The following is a 21,553-nucleotide window of genomic DNA, read 5'->3' on the forward strand; positions in this document are numbered from 1 at the left end:
TCGGAGTTTTGATGAAAAAGTGGTTCATCCCCCTGCTGGCCCTCTGGCTTTATGGCTGCAGTGCAGGGCCCGGAGAAGAGGATATCCGCCAGCAGGTCACCGCCAAACTACTGGCCGAGACAGATGCCAACCTGTTCGAGATCAGCGACTTCACCATCCTCGGCAAGGAGGAGCGGATGGAGGGGGTCTATCTGGTCAAGGTGAGCTACCAGCTCCACTTCAAACAGGGGCTGGATCAGCTGCAGGTACTGCACGACGAGGATCTGATTTATGACCGGGTTGGCCCCTTCCAGCAAGAGATGGGGCTAATGGAGCTGGAGCGCAAATATGGCGAATTTGAAGCCGGTCAGGTGCTGCCGCAAGAGGCCGAGGTGTGGATGATGAAGAGTGAACAGGGGTGGCGGCTGGCCGAACCAACCCGGTAACAGGCAGATCCGGCCTCACTGCAACGTAGCGGCTCAACCTGACTCACACCTGGGTATCGACCTGATACCCTTTCCGCTCAGGGGGATCGCTCGGGATTTTGTTGACCAGCTCTGACAGCACATCCTTGAGAGTGACTCCGCTATTGACCGCCCCGCTACTCTCCAGCAGCTTGGAAAACTGGCGCTGCAACGGGTCTACGGCTTCGCTCTGTTTCTCTTGCCCGACTGCTTTTCCCGCTTCACCCTGTGGATCCAGCTTGTCCAGCAGGCGCATTACATCTCTCTTCAACGGGCTCTCACTGCCGGTGTTTAGTGCAGCCTTGCGCTGTGCCTGCTCTTGCATCTGCTGTTGTTGCAGCGCTTGCTGTTGCTCTTGCTGCTGTTGCAGAGCTCCCATCATGGTGTTGATGAACGCCTCCATTGAATCCCTGATTGAGATGCTGCTCCCGCTGCGGCTCTCCCCTTTCGGCGACAGCCCGAGGTTGGCCAGCACAGAGCCCAGATCGCGTACCATCCGGCTATCACTGCCAGCCAATGACGACGGCGTAGCCCTCTCCGCGACCTGTCCAGTGGGAGAACGTTGCCGTTGCGCCAATGGGCTGAGCCCACCTGACGCTACCACATTCATCTCCATCTCAGCCCTCCTTCACTCCTTTTCTGGCTAGCGGATCCGCCCTTGTCCGCCTGGCAGAGAATCACTCTCCTACCTAAAAGATAGCGCCAACCGGAAGGGATTGGCGCGAATGCATTTTTTGGTCTATCAGGCGGAATGATAGTGCCAAGCCGCTATAAACAAGGGCCAGCAACAGAGCCGCTTTCAGCCATCACCGTACGGGCTGACAATACGCATCAGAAGATATCCTTCATCCGGTGCCACAGCATTCCCAGCGCCAGCAGCGGGGAGCGCAGCGCCGGACCGCCCGGGAAGGTGATATGGGGCACGCTGGCAAAGAGATCGAATCCCCGGCTCTCGCCGCGGATCGCCTCGGCCACCAGCTTGCCCGCCATATGGGTCGCGTTGAGACCATGACCGGAGTAAGCCTGGGCATAGAGCACGTTGGGGTGCTCCTTCAAGCGGCCAATCTGCGGCAGCCGATTGGCACCGATCCCGATCATCCCGCCCCACTGGAACTCGATGGCAGTCTCGGCCAGCTCGGGGAAGACCCGCAGCAGCTTGGGTAGCATAAATGCCTTGATATCCTTCGGGTCTCGCCCCGAATAGTTGCAGGCGCCGCCAAACAGCAGGCGCCCATCGGCGGAGAGTCGGTAATAGTCGAGCGCCACGTTCTGGTCGCACACCGCCATGTTTTGCGGCAGCAACCGCTGGCGCAAGCGGCGATCGAGCACCTCGGTGGCGAGGATGTAAGAACCGGCGGGCAGCACCTTGCCACCCAGATCGGGATTAAGATCATTGAGATAAGCGTTGCAGCCAATCACCAGATAATCGGCAGTGACCCGACCGTGGGCGGTGGTCACCTCCACCTGCTTGCCGTAATCGATATGGGTCACCCGGGAGTGTTCAAACAGGGCTACGCCGAGGCTGGCGGCTGCACGAGCCTCGCCGAGCGCCAGATTGAGGGGATGCAGATGGCCGGAGCCCATGTCGATCAGGCCGCCGATGTAGCGATCCGATCCCACCACGCTATGGATATCTTCGCGCGGCACCAGCTTCAGCTCGTGCTCATACCCCAGACTCGCCAAATGGTCGAGATCCTCCTCGAAACCGGCCAGATGGCGCTGACGGGTAGCGAGGTCGCAGTAGCCCCAGGTGAGATCGCACTCGATGTTGAAGCGCTCAACCCGCTCGCGCACCAGCTGCACCGCCTCCAGCCCCATCAGGTCGAGCTCGCGTACCCCTTGCTCGCCAATCCAGCGGGCAAACTGGCTGGTATCGTGGCCGATACCGCGAATAAGCTGGCCACCGTTGCGGCCTGAAGCCCCCCAACCGATTCGGTTGGCCTCCAGCTGCACCACCTTGTAGCCTGCGTCAGCCAAGTTGATGGCGGTGTTGAGGCCGGTAAAACCGCCGCCGATGATGCAGACATCCGCTTTCAGCTCGGCTTCAAGTTCCGGCCACTGCTGCGGATCGTTACGGGTCGCGGCGTAATAGGAGGCCGCATGCTCCTGATATCCGATGTGCTTTCCTGCCTGCATGTTCAGCATCCTGCCTTGTTGCAAATTGTTTAATAAAATAAGCAAACTTGTTTCGATAATACCCAGCTAAAGCACGGCAAACCAGCAGCACCGGATCACAGAAATGCAAAAGGCGCCCCGAAGGGCGCCTTTTCATGCAATCAAGGTGCTGTAACGAATTACAGTACGTCGATAGCGTTCAGGTCGGAGAATGCTTTCTCCAGACGAGCGATCATGGAAGTCTGACCTTCACGCAGCCATACGCGCGGATCGTAGAACTTCTTGTTCGGCTTGTCGGCGCCTTCCGGGTTGCCCAGCTGGCCTTGCAGGTAAGCTTCGTTCTTCTTGTAGAAGTTCAGCAGACCTTCCCAAGTTGCCCACTGGGTGTCGGTGTCGATGTTCATCTTCACTACGCCGTAGGAGATGGACTCGCGGATCTCTTCCAGAGTGGAACCTGAACCACCGTGGAATACGAAGTCCAGAGACTTGGCAGGGATGCCAAACTTCTCGGAAACGTACTTCTGGGAAGCGTCCAGGATGGACGGGGTCAGCTTGACGTTACCAGGTTTGTATACACCGTGTACGTTGCCGAAGGAGGCAGCGATGGTGAAACGCGGGCTGATCTTGGACAGACGCTCGTAAGCGTAAGCAACATCTTCCGGCTGGGTGTACAGAGCGGACTGATCCATGTGGCTGTTGTCGACGCCGTCTTCTTCGCCACCGGTGCAACCCAGTTCCAGCTCCAGAGTCATGTTCATCTTGGCCATGCGGGTCAGGTACTCGCAGCAGATGTCGATGTTCTCTTCCAGAGACTCTTCGGACAGATCCAGCATGTGGGAGGAGAACAGCGGCTTGCCGGTTTCAGCAAAGTGCTTCTCGCCCGCTTCCAGCAGACCGTCGATCCACGGCAGCAGCTTCTTGGCAGCGTGGTCGGTGTGCAGGATCACCGGTACACCGTAAGCTTCGGCAACGGCGTGAACGTGCTTGGCACCGGAGATGGCACCCAGGATGGCAGCTTTCTGACCTTCCAGCTTCAGACCCTTACCGGCGGTGAACACGGCACCACCGTTGGAGAACTGAACGATAACCGGGGCTTTAACCTTGGCGGCAGCTTCCAGTACGGCGTTAACGGAGTCGGTACCAACGCAGTTTACGGCCGGCAGAGCAAAGCCGTTCTCTTTAGCGATGGCGAACACTTTCTGAACGTCATCACCAGTGATCACGCCGGGTTTTACGAAGTCGAAAATTTTCTTAGACATGTTTAATCGTCCTGTCTCGTATGCCGTTAATAAAAAATGGGGGGTTCATCATGAACCGGCACAGCGGGCACATGATAAACGAAACGGGAGGCTTTTGCCCCCCGTCTCGGGTCAATTAGGCTTTGGCGCGCTGTTCCAGAATCTCAACAGCCGGCAGAACCTTGCCTTCTACGAACTCCAGGAAGGCACCGCCGCCAGTGGAGATGTAGGAGACTTTGTCAGCGATGCCGAACTTGTCGATGGCAGCCAGGGTGTCACCACCGCCAGCGATGGAGAAGGCCGGAGAAGCAGCGATGGCTTCAGCGATGATCTTGGTGCCTTCAGCGAACTGGTCGAATTCGAACACGCCAACCGGGCCGTTCCACAGGATGGTCTTGGCGTTCATGATGATGTCAGCCAGGGCCTTGGCAGAGTCAGGGCCGATGTCGAAGATCATGTCGCCGTCGGTCACATCAGCAACAGACTTGATGGTAGCCGGAGTGGACTCGGAGAACTCGGCACCTACAACCACGTCGGTGGTCACAGGAATGTTGGTCTCGGCAGCCAGTTTCTTGGCGGTGTCGATCAGGTCGTGCTCGCACAGGGACTTGCCGACGTTGTGACCGGCAGCAGCGATGAAGGTGTTGGCGATGCCACCACCGACAACCAGCTGGTCAGCGATCTTGGAGAGGGATTCCAGAACGGTCAGCTTGGTGGATACCTTGGAGCCGCCAACAATGGCAACCATCGGGCGCTCGGGCTTCAGCATGGCTTTGCCCAGAGCTTCCAGTTCACCCGCCAGCAGCGGACCGGCACAAGCAACCGGCGCGAACTGGGCCACACCGTAGGTGGAACCTTCGGCGCGGTGAGCAGTACCGAACGCGTCCATTACAAAGACGTCACACAGGGCGGCGTATTTTTTGGCCAGCTCTTCGGTGTTCTTCTTCTCGCCTTTGTTGAAACGGCAGTTTTCCAGCACAACCAGCTCACCGGCGGCGACTTCTACGCCATCCAGGTAATCCTTGGCCAGGCGAACCGGGCAGGACAGAGCGTCTTTCAGATAGTTGACAACCGGAGCCAGGGAGAATTCTTCGTTGTATTCACCCTCGGTCGGACGACCCAGGTGGGAGGTGATCATCAGCTTGGCGCCTTTTTCCAGAGCCAGCTTGATGGTCGGCAGAGTCGCAACGATACGTGCATCGGAGGTGACCTTGCCGTCTTTTACCGGTACGTTCAGGTCAGCACGGATCAGAACGCGTTTACCCGCCAGATCCAGGTCAGTCATCTTGATAACAGACATATTCAGTCCTCTATATTTTCCAGGTAATGTTAAAAACAGTAACCTTGTCCCCGGGGCAGGCTCAGCCTGCGGCCATCATGGCCCGGGTGGTATCCAGCATCCGGTTGGCGAAGCCCCATTCGTTATCGCACCACATCAACATCTTGACGAGGTTGGCATCGCTCACCCGGGTCTGGGTACCATCAATGATGCAGGAGTGTGCATCATGATTGAAGTCTACGGAGACCAGAGGTTCTTCCGTGTAATCCAGAATACCGTGTAATGTACCTCTGGATGCCCGTTGCAGGGCTTGATTTACGTCACTAACTGTCACTTTTTTACGAACAGTAATACTGAGATCCATCGCTGTTACATTGATGGTCGGCACCCGCACCGCGATCGCCTCGAACTTGCCGGCGAAGTGAGGCAGGATACGCTCCAGCCCCTTGGCCAGCTTGGTATCCACCGGAATGATGGACTGACTGGCAGCGCGGGTTCGGCGCAAGTCACTGTGGTAGGCGTCGATGACTTGCTGATCATGCATGGCCGAATGAATTGTCGTAATAGTACCACAATTTATCTCGAATTCTCGATGCAATGTTTCAATCACCGGCACCACGCAGTTGGTGGTACAGGAGGCGTTGGAGACGATCCGCTCCCGTCCGGTCAGCGCCTGATGGTTGACCCCGTAGACCACGGTGGCATCCACATCCGCGTCGGCCGGATGGGAGAAGAGCACCTTGCCCGCCCCCGCCGCCAGATGCAGCTCGGCATCGGCTCGCGAGCCGAACACCCCGGTGCAATCGAGCACCACATCCACCCCCAGCGCCCGCCACGGCAGCTTAGACGGATCCCGCTCGGCAAACAGGGAGATGAGATCCTCCCCCACCAGCATGCTGCTGCCCGCCAGCTGCACCGGATGGTGGAAACGACCGTGACTGGTATCGTAACGGGTCAGATGCACCATGGCCTCGGGGGCTGCCAGCTCGTTGATGGCGACGATCTTGATGGTCTGGTCGCGCCCGCTTTCATAAAGGGCGCGCAGCACATTGCGACCGATCCGCCCGTAACCATTGATGGCAATCTTGATCATCGAGAATCCGTTTCCTTAAACCAGCAACAGGGCGACGCACCGGCCGCCCGGGAGCCCCGACTACGACAGCAGGGCCTCCTTGAATTCACCGCGGGCCAGCAGTGCGGCCCCGAATACCCCGGCACTGTCACCAAGGGCAGGAGCAATAATGGGGGTTGCGAAGCGGGGATTAAAGAGGAAGGGCAAAATAGTCTCTCGTCCCACGCTGTAAAGGCTCTGCACATTACCCACCCCGCCACCGATGACGATCACATCCGGGTCGAGAATGTTGACCACGTTGGCCAGCGCCTGACCAAACAACAGATGCAGCCGGTCGATGGTGAGCTTGGCGATGTGATCGTGGGCGGTGGCGGCCGCAATCTGGGCGAGCGAGAGGCGACGCTTGGCTTTGGCCTCGTACCAGGCCTCCAGCGCCGGGCCGCTGATCAGGGTCTCGACGCAGCCACGCTTGCCGCAGTAGCACTCGGGACCATCGGGGGAGAGCACATTGTGGCCCCACTCACCGGCGATGCCGTGGTGACCGTTGAGGATCTGGCCGTTGATGACGATGCCGGAGCCGACCCCGGTGCCCATGATGATGCCGAACACCACTTTTGCATCGGGATGGTGCTGGCGCACCGCCCCCAGATGGGTTTCTGCCAGCGCGAAACAGTTGGCATCGTTGGCGATCAGCACCGGAATACCCAGTTTACGCTCCAGATCTTCCTTGAACGGCTTGCCGTTGAGCTCGGTGGTATTGCAGTTCTTCATCAGGCCGGTCTGCGGATCCCGCGCCCCCGGTGTGCCCATGCCGATGACGGTCGGACGCTGGCCGATCTTCGCGGCGCACTCCTCAACCAGCTTGGCGATCTGGCCGATCATGTGGTCATAACCGCCAGCCCGCTCGGTGGGAATGCGGTGGCGCAACAGCACCTCGTCGCCATCCAGCACCACGCATTCACACTTGGTACCGCCAAGATCGATACCCCAATCCAGTGACTTGCTGTTCATCTTGCCTCCTGCGCTGGCGCCGCGGCTCATTGGTGGCGACGCCTTTTTAAATGTAAAACGGGGCCTTGCGGCCCCGGATATCAATCAGTCTCTCTTCGCTCGCCCCGGCCTTAGCGGCCGTGATACTGGGCGGAGAGCTCGTGTACCGCGTTGACGAACACGCCAGCGTGCTCCGGGTTTACATCCTGATGGATGCCGTGACCCAGATTGAAGACGTGGCCGTTGCCCTGACCGAAACCGGCCAGAATGGAGGCGACCTCTTCACGGATGCGGGCCGGGGTGGCGTAGAGCATGGAGGGATCCATGTTGCCCTGCAGCGCCACCTTGTCGCCGACCCGGCGCTTGGCGTCGGCGATATCGGTGGTCCAGTCCAGACCCAGCGCATCGCAACCGGTGGCGGCGATCTGCTCCAGCCACTGACCACCATTCTTGGTGAACAGGGTGACCGGCACGCGGCGACCGTCGTGCTCGCGGATCAGGCCATCGACGATCTTGTGCATGTACTGCAGGGAGAAGTCGCGGTAATCGCGCGGAGTGAGCACGCCGCCCCAGGTGTCGAACACCATGACCGCCTGGGCACCCGCCTTGATCTGGGCGTTGAGATAGGCAATCACGCTGTCGGCCAGCTTGTCGAGCAGCAGATGCAGGGTTTGCGGCTCTGCGTACATCATCTGCTTGATCTTGGTGAATGCCTTGGAGCTGCCCCCCTCCACCATGTAGGTGGCCAGGGTCCAGGGGCTGCCGGAGAAGCCGATCAGCGGCACTTCGCCCTTCAGTTCGCGGCGGATGGTGCGCACCGCATTCATCACGTAGCCCAGCTCATCTTCCGGATCCGGAATGGGCAGCGCCTGCACGTCGGCCATGGAGGTGATCGGGCGCTCGAAGCGCGGGCCTTCGCCCTGCTCGAAGTAGAGACCGAGCCCCATGGCATCGGGCACGGTGAGGATGTCGGAGAAGAGGATGGCGGCATCGAGCGGGTAGCGGCGCAGCGGCTGCAAGGTGACTTCACAGGCCAGTTCGGCGTTGCGGCACAGGGACATAAAATCCCCCGCCTGGGCGCGGGTCGCCTTGTATTCCGGCAGATAACGGCCAGCCTGGCGCATCATCCATACCGGGGTCATGTCTACATCCTGACGCAGCAAAGCACGCAGGTATCGATCGTTCTTCAGCTCTTTCATCCCAGTTCCTGAATTCATATCACGCATAAAATGGCGGCCATAATAGCACTTTGACCACCGGAGCGGACTGCCCAAAACGTGGCAAATGGACGATCGGTTGCAAAGATGTGAAGGGGCGCAAACCAGAACGCCCCGTTTTTAAAAAGAAGTGCAAAGAGGTTGGCGAAAAGATAAGCGCTGTTACCTCTCGCCAGCCAGCGACAACTCGATCAGCCGCCGGGCTATGGTGCCATGGGGCGGCAAACGCGGCAGTCGATCGGCAGCAAAGAAATCGGCGGCGACCAGCTCGTCATCCTGCACCCTGATCTCGCCGCTCTGGTAATCGGCGGTGAAACCCATCATCAAACTGTGGGGGAAGGGCCAGGGCTGGCTCGCCACATAGCGCACATTGGTTACCCGGATGCCGCTCTCCTCGAACACCTCCCGTGCCACGCACTGCTCGAGGTTCTCCCCCGCCTCGACGAAACCGGCCAGCACGGTATACATGGGATCGTCTGCCTGATAGTGACGGCGATGAGCCGCCAGCAGGATCTCCGGCCCCTTGCGTACCGCCACGATAATGCAGGGAGAGATGCGCGGATAAGCCGCGTGGCCGTGCTGGCACACCTGCGCCCACTCATCCTCTTTCGCGGTCATCGGGGCGCCGCACTCGCCGCAGAAGCGGTGGGTACGGCGAAAGATAGCAAGCTGCCAGGCTCGACCGGCGAGGCGAAAACCCTCCTCGTCCCCCGCCACCATCAGCTGGCGCAGCGGGGTCATCAGCGCCGTGTCGGCCCCGGCCCCCAGATCCAGCAGATAGCAGGGCAACCCCTGCCACTCGTCAAAACGCTCGAACTTGGCGTCGGCCAGCGCAGCGGGCAGGCATGTTTTACTTCCTTGCGGCACCAGCCCCTGCGGATCGAGCAGTAGCAGATGCTCGCCCCCCAGTACGAACCAGCGGGCTTGTTCGGTTAATGACATCAGATAAACACTCTCGTTAAGTCAGATTAAACAATGCAGCAGCCACAGCAGGCCCGCCAAGGGGCAAAATCCGCACGAATGGCCCCCATCTTACGACCGGCAACCGCTGCTGACGACCCCGCCGCCACAACAAAATCTCCTCCGATCCTCGCCCGCCCCGCGAGCAAGAGCCTGCCACCAAAAAAGAGGCCGCCCGAAGGCGGCCCACTGTTATCCGGTATCCAGTATCGGCTTCTAGCGACGCCGATCAGGCATCGCCCATCGCCAGCAGGGAGGCGTTGCCGCCCACCGCCGTGGTGTTGATGGTGCGGGTCTTCTCGGTGACGAAGCGACTCAGATAGTGAGGACCACCCGCCTTGGGACCGGTGCCGGAGAGCCCCTGCCCGCCGAACGGCTGCACCCCGACCATGGCGCCGATCTGGTTGCGGTTGATGTAGACGTTGCCCACGTTGATGCGGCTCGCCAGCTCCTCGGCGTGGGATTCATTGCGACTGTGGATCCCGAGCGTCAGACCGTAGCCGGTGCCGTTGATGTCGCCGATCACCTTGTCCAGATCCCGAGTGGCGTAGCGCACCACGTGCAGGATGGGGCCGAACTGCTCTTTAGCCAGCTCGCGGATGGAGCCGATCTCCAGCGCGGTCGGCTGGACAAAGTGCCCTTCCATGGTCGCGGCCGGCATCGGCGCCTGCGCAATCAGGCGAGCACGCGGCATCATGTAGGCGAGGTGAGCATCGAGACCGGCCTTGGCATCGGCATCGATCACCGGGCCGACGTCGGTGTTGTGCTCGGCCGGGTTGCCCACTTTGAGCTCCTGCATGGCGCCGGTGAGGATCTCCAGCACCCGCTCAGCGATCTCCTCCTGCAGGTAGAGCACCCGCAGGGCCGAGCAGCGCTGACCGGCGCTCTGGAAGGCGGCGCTCACCACATCGCGTACCACCTGCTCCGGCAGGGCGGTAGAGTCGACGATCATGGCGTTCTGACCGCCGGTCTCGGCGATAAGCGGCAGGATGGCGCCATCGCGCTGGGCCAGGGTCATGTTGATCAGCTTGGCGGTCTCGGTGGAGCCGGTGAAGCAGACGCCGCCGATGCGCGGATCCGCCGTCAGCTTGGCGCCGACGGTGGCGCCGTCACCGGGCAGCAGTTGCAGCACGTCGCCCGGAATACCGGCCTGATGGGCCAGGGTCACCGCCAGATGGGCGATAAGGCCGGTCTGCTCCGCCGGTTTGGCGATAACGGTATTGCCGGTGGCCAGCGCTGCGGCGACTTGTCCGAGGAAAATCGCCAGCGGGAAGTTCCACGGGCTGATGCAGACAAACACCCCGCGCCCCTGCAGGAACAGCTCGTTCTGCTCGCCGGTGTAGCCCGGCAGCAGGGTCGCCTGCCCCATCATGCTGCGCGCTTGCACCGCGTAGTAACGGCAGAAGTCGACCGCCTCGCGCACCTCGTCGATGCCATCCTGCAGCAGCTTACCCGCCTCGCGGGTGCACAAGGAGATGAACTGCTCGCGGTTCGCCTCCAGCAGATCCGCCAGCCTCTCCAGCGCAGCGGCCCGCTCGCTCACCGGGGTTTCACGCCAGCGCGGGAAGGCGGCGTGGGCGGATGCCAACGCCTGCTCCACCGCCTGCTCGTCGGCCCAGTGGATCTTGCCGACAGTCAGGCTCACATTCTGCGGGCTCAGCACGGTGCGGGCTTCGCTGCGCTTGAGGGTCTCGCCATCAACGATGGGGCCAGCCAGCCACTGCTTGCTCTCCAGCTCTTGCAGGCGAGCAAAGAAGGGGCGCTGGATGGAGAGGATGTTCATGTTGACGCCGCTGGAATTCTTGCGGTCGCTGAACAGGTTCACCGGCTGCGGAATGCGGTCGTTGGCAAAGCTCGAGTAACGCTTGAGGGTGCGCAGCGGGTGCTCGGCCAGCGAGTCGACCGGGGTGTTGGGATCCACCAGCTTGTGGACGAAGGAGGTGTTGGCCCCGTTCTCCAGCAAACGGCGCACCAGATAGGGCAGCAGATCCTTGTGGGCTCCGACCGGCGCATAGATGCGGCAGTGCAGGCCGGGATTGTCATTCAGCACCGCGTTATGCAGCTCCTCGCCCATGCCGTGCAGACGCTGGAATTCGAACTGGCGATCACCGGCCATCTCCAGAATGCTGACCACGGTATTGGCGTTGTGGGTGGCGAACTGGGGGGCGATAAAGCCGCGGGTCGGCTCGCTCAGCAGATAGCGGGCGCAGGCGAGGTAAGAGATATCGGTGCCCGCCTTGCGGGTAAAGAGCGGATAGCCGGGCAGGCCCGCCTGCTGGGCATATTTCAGCTCGCTGTCCCAGTAGGCGCCTTTCACCAGTCGCACCGGAATGAGGTCACCCTGCTCGCGGGCCAGCGCGGTGAGCCAGCAGAGTACCGGCAGGGCGCGTTTGGAGTAGGCCTGCACCACCATGCCGAGCTTGCCCCAGCCACGGTTGGCGTCGGAGCGGTAGAGCTGCTCGAACAAGTCCAGCGACAGCTCGAGACGGTCCATCTCCTCGGCATCGATGCTGATGGCCACATCCTTGTCGCGGGCCAGACGCACCAACCCCACCAGCCGCTCGCACATCTCGCCGAGCACCCGCTCGCGGTTGGCCACGTCATAGCGCGGATGGAGCGCCGACAGTTTGATGGAGATGGAGGGAGCCGGGCCGCCGTCGCTGATCCGCTCGTTGCCGACCGCCTCGATGGCGTTGCGGTAATCGGTCAGGTATTTGTCGGCATCCTGTAAGGTCAGTGCCGACTCACCCAGCATGTCGTAGGTGTGGGTGTAGCCCAGCTCGCGGGATTTGCGGCTCGCCTTGAGGGCTTCTTTCATGTCGCGCCCCAGCACGAACTGCTTGCCCATGATCTTCATGGCGGCGTACATGGCGGAGCGCACCACCGGCTCGCCCAGCTTGTTGACCATCCGCCCCAGCAGGTTGGCCGGGTTGCCGTCGAGCTTCTTGTCCAGCTTGATGATCTTGCCGGTCAGCATCAGCCCCCAAGTAGAGGCGTTCACCAGAGTGGAGTCACTCTTGCGGAAATGGGAGGACCAGTTGGCGCCGGAGAGCTTGTCCTTGATCAGGGCATCGGCGGTCTCGGCATCGGGAATGCGCAGCAGCGCCTCGGCCAGACACATCAGGATGATCCCCTCCTGAGTATCCAGACTGTACTCCTGCAGGAAGGCGTCGATACCGTCACCGGAGCCGCTCTCCTTGCGTACCTTGGTCACCAAAGTGCGGGCGCGCTGGGTCACCTGCTCCAGCGCAGCGCCATCTCCCGGCAGCATGGCCGACAGTTCGGCCAGATAGGCATTTTCATCCACCACGTAGTTCTGGGTAATGGCTTCGCGCAGGGCGGCCAGATCGGAGGGGATATAGTCAGCGGCAAGCACTTGAGTAGCTTTGAACATATGGGGTCTTCCTGTACGCCCTAGGGCTGATATCGACAGAGGCGGCAGCGCCGCCGAAACGCCGACAATGTATACAATATTGCACCTTATATGAAATGAATTTGTTGCCTAAATTTAACAAGGATCGCTATTTGCCCGTTATAGCCTCTATAAAGGCCACCTTGTTGCCTCTCTTGCGGGTCAACTGGCATCGTTTTGTATACAATTTTCTGCCATCCCACCAGGCCATCAGCGCCTCTGGCAACAGGCAAACGGCCTGGGCCAACAACGCAGACAAGTAGCTAAAAAGAAGGGCCGCCACGGCGACCCTTCATCAATTCATTCAGTCAAATGCTGTCAGTTCATCCAGCGATCGCCGCGGCGTCGGCGACGGGGCAGCATCGGCAGCAGGATGCCGAGCAGGATCCCCGCCCCCACCATGGCACCACCACGGATAAACCAGTCCATCTGCATGTCGTGCTCCTGATTGTCGTAGCTCTGGGTCAGGGCGTCGTTCTGCTCCTTGAGACTGCTCATCTCCTCACCCTGACTGGCCAGCTGGGCCTTGAGGGCGGCGATCTCCTTGCTCTGGGCAGCGATCTGGCCATCCTTCTCGGTGAAGCGTTTCTCGTTGTCACCGTTGAGGTTCTGCAGGCGATCTTTAAGCTCATCTCGCTCCTTTTCTACCTGAGGCAGGCGTTCGCGCAGGCTGATCTGGCTCTGCAGCTCGCTGCTTTTGATCCACCCCTCGCGGCCGCGACCGTCCACCACCTGGGTGAAACCGGCTTCGCCGTTCTCCGCCTTCACCTCCAGCGGTTCACCAGCCTTGATACTGCCAAGGATCCGGTACTGGGTACCCGGGCCATTGTGAATAAAGGTAAAGATGTTGTCTGAAACATAACGGGTATCGGCCAGTGCCTGTTGGGCACACAAGCAGATCAGAATCCCGAGAAGGGCGCGCATGGTCGATCGATTCTCTTTTTCAGGTTTGGACAAGAGGTTGAATGTTAAGCCGCCAGCAGGTTAAAGGACAAGCAAAGAAAAAGCACCTCCCCACGGATAAAGAGCGCAGAGTTGCGAGTCACCTCGCAACTTGCGCCACCCCGTTATGGCTTGTTTTTCAGCTCGCGCACCTCGGCCCGCAGCGCCCGCAACTCGTGCAGCAGCTGCTCCTGCTGGTTGTTGTAGTGGTGACGCCACTTTTCGGTCTCGCTCTCCCTGGCTGGCTGCAAAAAGATGCTGGCCATGAAACCGCTGATGGCACCGAACAAACCGACCCCAAACAGGATCAGCAGACTGGCGACAAAGCGTCCCTCCTCGGTCTTGGGCACCAGATCGCCGTAGCCCACGGTCGACAAGGTCACCAGGGTCCACCAGAACGCATCGTATGGGGTCTCTATCTGGCTGCCGGGCTGACCCGACTCGATCCAGTACATGACGCCGGAGCCCACCCCCAGCAGCAGGAAGAACAGGAACAGGATGCCGGAGAGGGTGGTCTCGTTGCGCTCGCGGCGAAACATGGCCCAGAAATCAGGGTGCTCCCTGAACAGTTGGTAGACCCGCCACAGCTGGAGCAGACGGGCCCAGCGCAGCTGCTCCACCATCGGCAGACTGCCCGGCAGATAGATCCAGTTAGCCTTGAAGAAGGCGGTGCGATCGGGAGCCCGCAGCCAGCCGTAGGCGAAGTGGGCAAGGAAGAAGTAACAGATCAGACTGTCGAGGTCATAGAAGAGCTGCAGGGTCTGTGGCGTCAGGCTCTCGTGGCCCCACCAGCGGGCAGTGACCAGCACGACCGAGATCACCGACAGGAAAGCCATCAGCAGATCCATCGCCCGCAGATGAGTTAAGTGATGTCGCATACATTTTCCAACTTTAAGCACAGTGCAAATTAATAAAAGAGAAGATAATGCCGATAGCCCGGAGGGCAAAGGAAAAAGCAGCTTTTACAAGGAGAATGACAATGCAGCTGAACCTGCTGGAGAAACGGATGAGCAACATCCGGCTGGTACCCAAAGTGGTGTTGCTGATGGTGTTCAGTACCATTTTGCTACTGACCAAACTCTGGTTTGATGCCAACAATCTGGAGGCAACCCTGCTCGCCGAGGGGCTGGATCCGGAAAAAGCCAATGCCATTGCCGACCGCCTGCTCTGGAACGGCCTGATGGAGACCACCATCATGGGGCTGATGTTCGTGGTTCTGCTGCTCACCGGTTCGCGCCTGATGGTCAAGCAGGTTCACTATCTGGTCAGTCTGCTGGAACGCTTCGCCAAGCGGGATCTCAGCCACAAGGTACTGCTCAAGTCTCGTGACGAGTTCGGTGACATCGCCAAGGCGGTCTCCCATTCGCAGGAGAACCTCAAAGAGGTATTCGGCAGCCAGCGCGCCGCCTGCAAGGAGCTCAACGACATCGCTTCCCAGGTGACCCTCTGCATGGAGGAGGCCAACGAGGCGATCAGCGAAGAGTTCGCCCAGATCGAACAGTTGGCCAGCGCCATGAGCCAGATGGTCGGCGCCATTCGCGAAGTGGCCGCCCATGCGGATCAGGCCTCCCACGCCACCGCCGAAACCAGCCAGCTGGCGGAAGAGGGGAGCCGCTGCGTGGCACAGACCGTCAGCACCATCGATACCCTCTCCGGCAATATCCAGCGCTCCGCCGACGTGGTCAATCAGGTGGAGCAAGGGGTCGAACAGATTGGCTCGGTGGTCGACACCATTCGCGGCATCTCGGAGCAGACCAACCTGCTGGCGCTCAACGCCGCCATCGAAGCTGCCCGTGCCGGTGAAGCGGGTCGCGGCTTTGCCGTGGTCGCCTCCGAAGTGCGCGAGCTGGCCAACCGGGCCCAGGCCGCCACCGTCGAGATCCAGAAGATGATCGAGCAGTTGCAGGGCAATGCCGGTCAGGCTGCCGAACTGATGGCCCAGAGCGTGCGCCAGGCCGACAAGGGGGTGGAGCAGGTCACCCAGGCGGGTACCCAGCTCGCTACCATAGTGCAGCGGGTACAGGGTGTCGCCGACATGAACCGTCATATCGCCGCCGCCTCCGAGCAGCAGAGTTCGGTCGCCGAAGAGATGCGCGGCAATCTGGAGCAGGTCAGACAGATCGCCGAAGGCTCCGTCGTGGTGCTGCGCGAACTGCAGGAAGCCTCCGAGCTGGTCGAGCAGCACAGCAAGGAGCTCGACGGCCAGATCCAGTCCTTCAAGCTCGCCTGACAGCTCGATCTGTGGCATGACCGCCGTGGAGCCCGGCTTCCGCCGCTCCCGACCATAAAAAAATCCGAAACCAGTGGTTTCGGATTTTTTCTATTGAGCATGTGGCATAACGAGGTTATCCCCTCGCCTGCCACCTCGGCAGCAGTTACTCGGCAGCCATGCGGGCTTCGATGTAAGCCAGTGCGCGGTCGATACGGGCCAGTACCCGCTCTTTGCCGACCAGTGCCATTACGGCGTCGATGCCGGGGGACTGACCGAGACCGGTCACGGCCACGCGCAGCGGCATGCCGACCTTGCCCATGCCCTGACCCAGCTCGGCGGCAGTCGCTTCAATCAGCTCGTGCAGCGCTTCGGTGGTCCAGCTATCCAGTGCAGCCAGCTTGGCTTTGGCCAGGGTCAACGGCTCGGCCGCGACGCCACGCAGGTGCTTCTTGGCAGCCGCTTCGTCGATCGCCTCGTACTCTTCGAACAGATAGCGGCTCTGGGCGGCCATCTCTACCAAGGTGTTGCAGCGCTCGGCCAGCAGAGTCACAACCTCTGGCAGTGACGGGCCCTTGCTGGTGTCGATCTTCTGATCGGCCATGTGCCAGGCCAGATGCTTGGCGACATAGACAGGATCCAGGCTGCGCATGTAGTGGTTGTTCAGCCACAGCAGCTTGTCGGTATTGAAGGCAGAAGCAGACTTGGAGATGGCATCCAGGCTGAACAGCTTGATCATCTCGTCCAGGCTGAAGATCTCCTGATCGCCGTGGGACCAGCCCAGACGCACCAGATAGTTCAGCAGCGCTTCCGGCAGGTAGCCGTCATCGCGGTACTGCATCACGGAGACTGCACCGTGGCGCTTGGAGAGCTTGGCACCGTCGTCACCCAGGATCATGGAGACGTGGGCAAATTCCGGCACCGGCGCGTTCAGCGCCTTGTAGATGTTGATCTGGCGCGGGGTGTTGTTGATGTGGTCTTCACCACGCACCACGTGGGTGATCTCCATGTCCCAGTCATCGACCACCACGCAGAAGTTGTAGGTCGGCGCGCCGTCGGTACGGCGAATGATCAGATCGTCCAGCTCGGTGTTGGCGAACTCGATACGACCACGGACGTGGTCGTCGAACACCACAGAGCCTTCGGTCGGGTTGCGGAAGCGGATCACGTGCGGCGCATCGGCCGGGTGATCGTGGGCGTGGTCGCGGCACTTGCCGTCATAACGGGGCTTCTCGCCGTTGGCCATCTGGCCTTCGCGCAGCGCTTCCAGACGCTCCTTGGAGCAGTAGCACTTGTAGGCGCGGCCATCGGCCAGCATCTCGTCGATGATACCGTTGTAACGGTCGAAGCGTTTGGTCTGGTAGTAGGGGCCCTCATCCCAGTTCAGCTCCAGCCATTCCATGCCCTCAATAATGGCGTCGATCGCCTCCTGAGTGGAACGTTCCAGGTCGGTATCCTCGATACGCAGCACGAACTCGCCGCCCTGGCTCTTTGCAAACAACCAGGAATAGAGTGCGGTACGGGCACCGCCGACATGCAAAAAGCCGGTCGGGCTGGGAGCAAAACGGGTTTTGACTTTCATCTTTAAGCCTTGTGTAGAGGGCCTTGGGCCAATTCGTTAGAAAAAACCGTCGCATTTTAGCACCGACAATCACGGATGGGAAAACCATGACGCCATTGCGGGCGAAACTATGAGGATTAAATGTGCAGCGCTGCTGCTGGCCGCCTGATATTTGAAGAAGATCGCAAAACAGAAGCCAGCTTTCCGATTTGCTATGAAATGTGCTGGAGAGCTGCCTCCTCCGGTCGATACTCAGATAACGCTCACCACACCTATCACGCAAGGAAGAGACGATGCAGTTCCGTTCTATCCAGAATCGCATTCTAGTGATGGCCGGGATCGCCATGACCGCAGCACTGGTCATCCTGATCCTGCTCAACCAGTACTCGGGTCAACAGACCCAAAAGCTGACCATCAGCTCCAGCCGCGAGGCGCTGCAGCAAGAGGCATGGCAAAAGGTCAGCGCCAACGCCCGGGCCGAGGCAGCCACCATCACCCAACTGTTGCAAAAAGCACTCTCCTATACCCAGCAGATGGCCAGCACCCTCGCCCTGCAGCAACAGGGCAAGCTGCCGCTCGATCGCCAGCAGGCCACCGACCTGCTCAAGGCCCAGCTCGCTCTCGAACCACAGCTCTACGGCGCTTTCGCGGGGTACGAGCCTAACGGGTTCGATGGCCAGGATGCCAGCTTTGCCGGCCAAACGCCCCTGGGCAGCGACAGCAAGGGGCGCTTTGTCCCCTACTTCTATCGCGACAAGGATAGTGTCGGCACCGACCTGCTGCTCTCCATCGAGAAGACCGACACCGACAGTTTTGGCAATCCGGCCAACGACTACTACGCCTGCCCGAAACGGGAGGGGCGCTCCTGCCTCATCGATCCCTTCAAGGTGGATATCAACGGCCAGCAGGTACTGGTGAGCACCATTACCACTCCCATCATGGTAAATGGTCAGTTCAAGGGGATCGCCGCACTGGATCTGGCAGTGGACTCCATCAGCCGCCAAGCGCAATCCCTCAACAGCAATGTCTATGACGGCAAGGGGGAGACCCTGATCGTCAGCGCCGCTGGCGTGATCACCGGCACCAGCGGTGAGGCCAGCCTGCTTGGCAGCAGCGCCGAGAAGGTGCTGGGCAACCAGTGGCAACAGTACCTGAAACCGGAGGTGCAACGTCAAGAGCTGGACGAATCGTTCCGTATCTCGGTGCCCATCGCGGTGCCGGGGATGAGCCGCAACTGGGCCATCATCGTCACCCTGCCCTACAAGGTGGTGCTGGCGGGAGCCGATCAGCTGGAAGCCCAGCTGAACGAGATGAACCGTGCCGCCGTGACCCAGCAACTGGTAGGCGCCTTTATCGTACTGGTGCTGGCGCTGGCCACTATGTTGCTGATCGCCCGCAGCATCACCGGCCCCATCCGCCAGATGGTGAGTCTGGTGGATGACATCGCCGATGGCGATGGCGATCTCACCAAGCGCCTCACGACCCGCTCCGTCGACGAGCTGGGGGCTTTGTCCAAAGGCATAAACCGCTTTATCGACAAGTTGCAGGTGCTGCTGGGGGATGTGCTCAAAACCGCCAGCGAAGTGAACCGCTATGCCGGTGACACCGACCGCATCGCTGGCCAGACCGACACCAACCTGCAGCACCACCAGGCAGAGATGGAGCAGATGCTGACCGCCGTGCAGGAGATGTCCTATGTCAGTCAGGAGGTCGCCACCCACGCCAACAACACCGCCGACTCGGCCAAGCAAGCCCAGGGGGCGGCAGATCAGGGCAAGGAGCGCTTCCAGCAGGTGATCCAGTCGATGCACAAGGTTGCCGCCGAAGCGGGCAAGGGAGCCGAAGTGGTCGAAGGGCTCGCCCACGACAGCGCCCAGATCACCAGCATCCTCACCGTCATTCAGGGGATTGCCGATCAGACCAACCTGCTGGCGCTCAACGCCGCCATCGAGGCGGCGCGGGCCGGTGAGCAGGGACGCGGTTTTGCGGTGGTTGCCGACGAGGTGCGCAAACTGGCGGGCAACACCCAGCAAGCGGTGCAGAACACTCAGGAGCTGATCGAGAAGATCCGCCACAGCTCGGCCAACGCAGTCAATGCCATCACCCAGAGTCAGCAGCTGACCCATCAGGCGGTGAGCGAAGCGGATCTGGCGGAAGAGGCGCTCGGCAGCATCTACAAGGCCATCTCCACCATCAACGACATGACTTATCAGATCGCCTCTGCTGCCGAAGAGCAGAGCTCGGTCTCCGAGACCGTCTCCGGTAACCTGTCAAAAACCAACGCACTGGCCAACGACATTGCTCAGGATGCGACCGAAACGGCCAAAGCCAGTCAGGCATTGCGCCAGGCGGCCGACAAATTGCAGCAATTATTGGGTCAATTTCGTCTCAGCTGATAATTTTCCTCTCACGGACTCTCCCCCTCGGGGGCGAGTCCGTTTACCATAGGCAACGAATTTGCCTGATGGCAGGCAATGTAGTGAGAGGTAAATGCCGTGCCCACCCCGGACCGTCGCCCACGTGGCCATAACAGACGAGCCCAGCAGCGTCGCCAAGACGAATCACAAGGATCCCTGCTCCATCGCATCAATGCCGCGACCCTGTCCCTGCGCCAACGTTTTGGCCAAGGGATGAGCAATCTTGGCCAACGCCGCCAGGATGCCAAGACCGGCAAATTCAAGCTGACCAGCCCGCTGCCGCGCAAAAACACCATAGGTCTGTTGATCCTGACCCCGCTCTGGTTATTGGTGCTGGCCTGGCAACCTGCCCCCTCCGCCCCGAAAGCAGCACCATCCGGCTCGCTGGCAGTACCGCTGGCAGTACCAGCTCAGGCTCTTACCGTGGGCAACGGTACGGCTGGCGGAACGCCCGTAGCCGCCAAACCGGTCGAGGAGAAGGTCAACGGCACCTGGCTGCAACACGATGTGCAGGCTGGCGAGACCCTCTACTCCATCTGGCGCAAATTCGAGTTGCCGGGAGCAGAGCTCAGCCGCCTGATCGCCATCGAGGGACCGGATCGCCCGTTGACCCGCCTGCAATCAGGCCGCTCCATCTTTATTCTGGTGGACGACACCCGCCGCATTCAGCGAGTGGAGATCCGCTCCTACGGCCAGGCGGTCTACCGCTATGATCGGCAGGGCGAAGGGTTCGCCCTCAAGGAGTAATGACCAACGGGAGGCTGCGGCCTCCCGTTTTTTTGGTCAAATTTCTTCAAATAAGCTACTGAGTTCACAATATTTTTAGCTTGTTCAAAAAACGACAGGGGTCAAATTGACAAGGATCGGCGCTAACGTACAATCGTTTGTGCTTTAGACAGGGATTGTTCTGCGTGCTACTGGGACAAAGAGACGTGGTCAGTCATGAGCCAACCCCTGCTGCAAGGCAAATGCAGCCCCGCATAGGGCTTAGTTTCATTTTGTTATTGATAGGATTTTGCACATGTCTGACATTCGCACCGGCCAGGTAAAATGGTTCAACGAAACCAAGGGTTTTGGCTTCATCGAGCAATCCCAGGGTCCGGACGTATTCGTTCACTTCTCCTCCATCCAGAGCGCAGGTTTCAAAACCCTGGCTGAAGGTCAAAAAGTCCAGTTCACTGTGACCCAGGGCAAGAAAGGCCCTCAGGCTGAGAACGTTACTCTGGTCTAAGCCCACGCCAGTGAATCATGCGGGAGGAGCCACGGCCCCTCCTATTTTTTTGCCCGCGATTTCCCCTTCACGATCGGCAGATCCCAGGCCGGGCTTACCGCCCCCGCCTGCGGGCCATTTATGGCCGCAACCAGCCGCTATAAATCAAATTTATAGATTTTGGTTAAATGCCCCGGTTTTAACTTATACCGAGCCAATGCCTGTCATTCAGGCTCTGCCAAGCCTGCGATCCGCAGGCTGAGACCTGTGCCCGATCTCAGGGACGTTGTTAGCGAGTAATACCACAGCGATCCAATGACTAAAAAGGTACGGGGAAGAAAAGAGAAAGCGGGCAAACGCCAGATACGACAAATCATCGCAACGCGATGTGATGGGCAATTCAAAGGGATGATGAGGACGTCGAAGAGAGATTGGAGCGGGAAACGAGACTCGAACTCGCGACCCCAGCCTTGGCAAGCTCGGATCAT

Annotated in this window: 17 protein-coding genes; 5 read left to right on the forward strand and 12 right to left on the reverse strand. The window is 60.1% G+C overall.

Going from position 1 to position 21,553, the window contains the following annotated elements; genetic code table 11:
• Window positions 1-11: 11 nt before the first annotated feature.
• The gene (locus ACE1BR_RS22655) at window positions 12-425 is read left to right on the forward strand and encodes a hypothetical protein (RefSeq protein ID WP_323886502.1); all 414 of its coding nucleotides are present in this window, start codon (window positions 12-14) and stop codon (window positions 423-425) included.
• Window positions 426-468: 43 nt separating this feature from the next.
• Here ACE1BR_RS22655 and ACE1BR_RS22660 read toward each other — a convergent pair whose 3' ends face one another.
• The 11 genes from ACE1BR_RS22660 to ACE1BR_RS22710 all read right to left on the reverse strand — a co-directional run bounded on the left by ACE1BR_RS22660 (window position 469) and on the right by ACE1BR_RS22710 (window position 14,615).
• Window positions 469-939 carry a hypothetical protein gene (locus ACE1BR_RS22660; RefSeq protein ID WP_374874279.1) on the reverse strand — a complete coding sequence of 157 codons (471 nt, stop codon included), beginning with the start codon at window positions 937-939 and terminating at the stop codon, window positions 469-471.
• Between the two features lie 335 nt (window positions 940-1,274).
• Window positions 1,275-2,579, reverse strand: a complete 1,305-nt coding sequence (locus ACE1BR_RS22665) for an NAD(P)/FAD-dependent oxidoreductase (protein ID WP_374874281.1) — start codon at window positions 2,577-2,579, stop codon at window positions 1,275-1,277.
• Between the two features lie 158 nt (window positions 2,580-2,737).
• On the reverse strand, window positions 2,738-3,817 hold the full coding sequence (fbaA, locus tag ACE1BR_RS22670) for a class II fructose-bisphosphate aldolase (RefSeq protein ID WP_374874283.1): 1,080 nt from the start codon (window positions 3,815-3,817) through the stop codon (window positions 2,738-2,740).
• A 115-nt stretch (window positions 3,818-3,932) separates the two neighbouring features.
• Window positions 3,933-5,096 (reverse strand): phosphoglycerate kinase, encoded by a 1,164-nt coding sequence (locus tag ACE1BR_RS22675; protein WP_075113155.1) that lies wholly within the window; start codon window positions 5,094-5,096, stop codon window positions 3,933-3,935.
• Between the two features lie 61 nt (window positions 5,097-5,157).
• The gene (gene epd / locus ACE1BR_RS22680; RefSeq protein WP_374874285.1) at window positions 5,158-6,168 is read right to left on the reverse strand and encodes an erythrose-4-phosphate dehydrogenase; all 1,011 of its coding nucleotides are present in this window, start codon (window positions 6,166-6,168) and stop codon (window positions 5,158-5,160) included.
• A gap of 60 nt (window positions 6,169-6,228) precedes the next feature.
• Entirely contained in the window at window positions 6,229-7,158 is a 930-nt protein-coding gene (locus ACE1BR_RS22685; protein WP_374874287.1) for an ROK family protein, read from the reverse strand.
• A gap of 110 nt (window positions 7,159-7,268) precedes the next feature.
• Complete coding sequence (hemE, locus tag ACE1BR_RS22690) at window positions 7,269-8,336, reverse strand: uroporphyrinogen decarboxylase (protein WP_058053227.1); 1,068 nt, start codon at window positions 8,334-8,336, stop codon at window positions 7,269-7,271.
• 180 nt (window positions 8,337-8,516) lie between these two features.
• On the reverse strand, window positions 8,517-9,296 hold the full coding sequence (gene nudC / locus ACE1BR_RS22695; protein WP_374874289.1) for an NAD(+) diphosphatase: 780 nt from the start codon (window positions 9,294-9,296) through the stop codon (window positions 8,517-8,519).
• Window positions 9,297-9,543: 247 nt separating this feature from the next.
• Window positions 9,544-12,708 (reverse strand): bifunctional proline dehydrogenase/L-glutamate gamma-semialdehyde dehydrogenase PutA, encoded by a 3,165-nt coding sequence (gene putA / locus ACE1BR_RS22700; protein ID WP_374874291.1) that lies wholly within the window; start codon window positions 12,706-12,708, stop codon window positions 9,544-9,546.
• A 336-nt stretch (window positions 12,709-13,044) separates the two neighbouring features.
• Window positions 13,045-13,650 (reverse strand): TIGR04211 family SH3 domain-containing protein, encoded by a 606-nt coding sequence (locus tag ACE1BR_RS22705; protein ID WP_374874293.1) that lies wholly within the window; start codon window positions 13,648-13,650, stop codon window positions 13,045-13,047.
• Between the two features lie 143 nt (window positions 13,651-13,793).
• On the reverse strand, window positions 13,794-14,615 hold the full coding sequence (locus ACE1BR_RS22710; protein WP_374874295.1) for a potassium channel family protein: 822 nt from the start codon (window positions 14,613-14,615) through the stop codon (window positions 13,794-13,796).
• A 32-nt stretch (window positions 14,616-14,647) separates the two neighbouring features.
• Here ACE1BR_RS22710 and ACE1BR_RS22715 point away from each other — a divergent pair, with 32 nt between their 5' ends.
• Complete coding sequence (locus ACE1BR_RS22715) at window positions 14,648-15,898, forward strand: methyl-accepting chemotaxis protein (RefSeq protein ID WP_374874297.1); 1,251 nt, start codon at window positions 14,648-14,650, stop codon at window positions 15,896-15,898.
• Window positions 15,899-16,043: 145 nt separating this feature from the next.
• Here the strand turns inward: ACE1BR_RS22715 and gltX are convergent, their stop codons facing one another.
• A complete protein-coding gene (gene gltX, locus ACE1BR_RS22720) occupies window positions 16,044-17,459 on the reverse strand; it encodes a glutamate--tRNA ligase (protein WP_374874299.1) in 1,416 nt (471 codons plus the stop codon).
• A gap of 272 nt (window positions 17,460-17,731) precedes the next feature.
• On the opposite strand from gltX, the gene ACE1BR_RS22725 reads away from it, so the two are divergent.
• From ACE1BR_RS22725 to ACE1BR_RS22735, 3 genes are all read left to right on the forward strand, one after another.
• Complete coding sequence (locus tag ACE1BR_RS22725; protein ID WP_374874301.1) at window positions 17,732-19,834, forward strand: methyl-accepting chemotaxis protein; 2,103 nt, start codon at window positions 17,732-17,734, stop codon at window positions 19,832-19,834.
• A gap of 99 nt (window positions 19,835-19,933) precedes the next feature.
• On the forward strand, window positions 19,934-20,602 hold the full coding sequence (locus ACE1BR_RS22730; protein WP_374874303.1) for a LysM-like peptidoglycan-binding domain-containing protein: 669 nt from the start codon (window positions 19,934-19,936) through the stop codon (window positions 20,600-20,602).
• Window positions 20,603-20,876: 274 nt separating this feature from the next.
• Complete coding sequence (locus ACE1BR_RS22735) at window positions 20,877-21,086, forward strand: cold-shock protein (RefSeq protein WP_040095890.1); 210 nt, start codon at window positions 20,877-20,879, stop codon at window positions 21,084-21,086.
• Window positions 21,087-21,553: the final 467 nt, after the last annotated feature.

The organism is Aeromonas sp. MdU4 (assembly GCF_041929505.1).
GTDB lineage: Bacteria > Pseudomonadota > Gammaproteobacteria > Enterobacterales > Aeromonadaceae > Aeromonas.

Coding starts and splice junctions, on each gene's coding strand:
- ACE1BR_RS22660 (WP_374874279.1), bottom strand. CDS start 939: ATGGTACGCGATCTGGGCTCTGTGCTGGCCAACCTCGGGCTGTCGCCG.
- fbaA (WP_374874283.1), bottom strand. CDS start 3,817: ATGTCTAAGAAAATTTTCGACTTCGTAAAACCCGGCGTGATCACTGGT.
- epd (WP_374874285.1), bottom strand. CDS start 6,168: ATGATCAAGATTGCCATCAATGGTTACGGGCGGATCGGTCGCAATGTG.
- ACE1BR_RS22685 (WP_374874287.1), bottom strand. CDS start 7,158: ATGAACAGCAAGTCACTGGATTGGGGTATCGATCTTGGCGGTACCAAG.
- ACE1BR_RS22725 (WP_374874301.1), top strand. CDS start 17,732: ATGCAGTTCCGTTCTATCCAGAATCGCATTCTAGTGATGGCCGGGATC.
- ACE1BR_RS22705 (WP_374874293.1), bottom strand. CDS start 13,650: ATGCGCGCCCTTCTCGGGATTCTGATCTGCTTGTGTGCCCAACAGGCA.
- ACE1BR_RS22655 (WP_323886502.1), top strand. CDS start 12: ATGAAAAAGTGGTTCATCCCCCTGCTGGCCCTCTGGCTTTATGGCTGC.
- gltX (WP_374874299.1), bottom strand. CDS start 17,459: ATGAAAGTCAAAACCCGTTTTGCTCCCAGCCCGACCGGCTTTTTGCAT.
- ACE1BR_RS22675 (WP_075113155.1), bottom strand. CDS start 5,096: ATGTCTGTTATCAAGATGACTGACCTGGATCTGGCGGGTAAACGCGTT.
- putA (WP_374874291.1), bottom strand. CDS start 12,708: ATGTTCAAAGCTACTCAAGTGCTTGCCGCTGACTATATCCCCTCCGAT.
- ACE1BR_RS22715 (WP_374874297.1), top strand. CDS start 14,648: ATGCAGCTGAACCTGCTGGAGAAACGGATGAGCAACATCCGGCTGGTA.
- ACE1BR_RS22735 (WP_040095890.1), top strand. CDS start 20,877: ATGTCTGACATTCGCACCGGCCAGGTAAAATGGTTCAACGAAACCAAG.
- nudC (WP_374874289.1), bottom strand. CDS start 9,296: ATGTCATTAACCGAACAAGCCCGCTGGTTCGTACTGGGGGGCGAGCAT.
- ACE1BR_RS22665 (WP_374874281.1), bottom strand. CDS start 2,579: ATGCAGGCAGGAAAGCACATCGGATATCAGGAGCATGCGGCCTCCTAT.
- hemE (WP_058053227.1), bottom strand. CDS start 8,336: ATGAAAGAGCTGAAGAACGATCGATACCTGCGTGCTTTGCTGCGTCAG.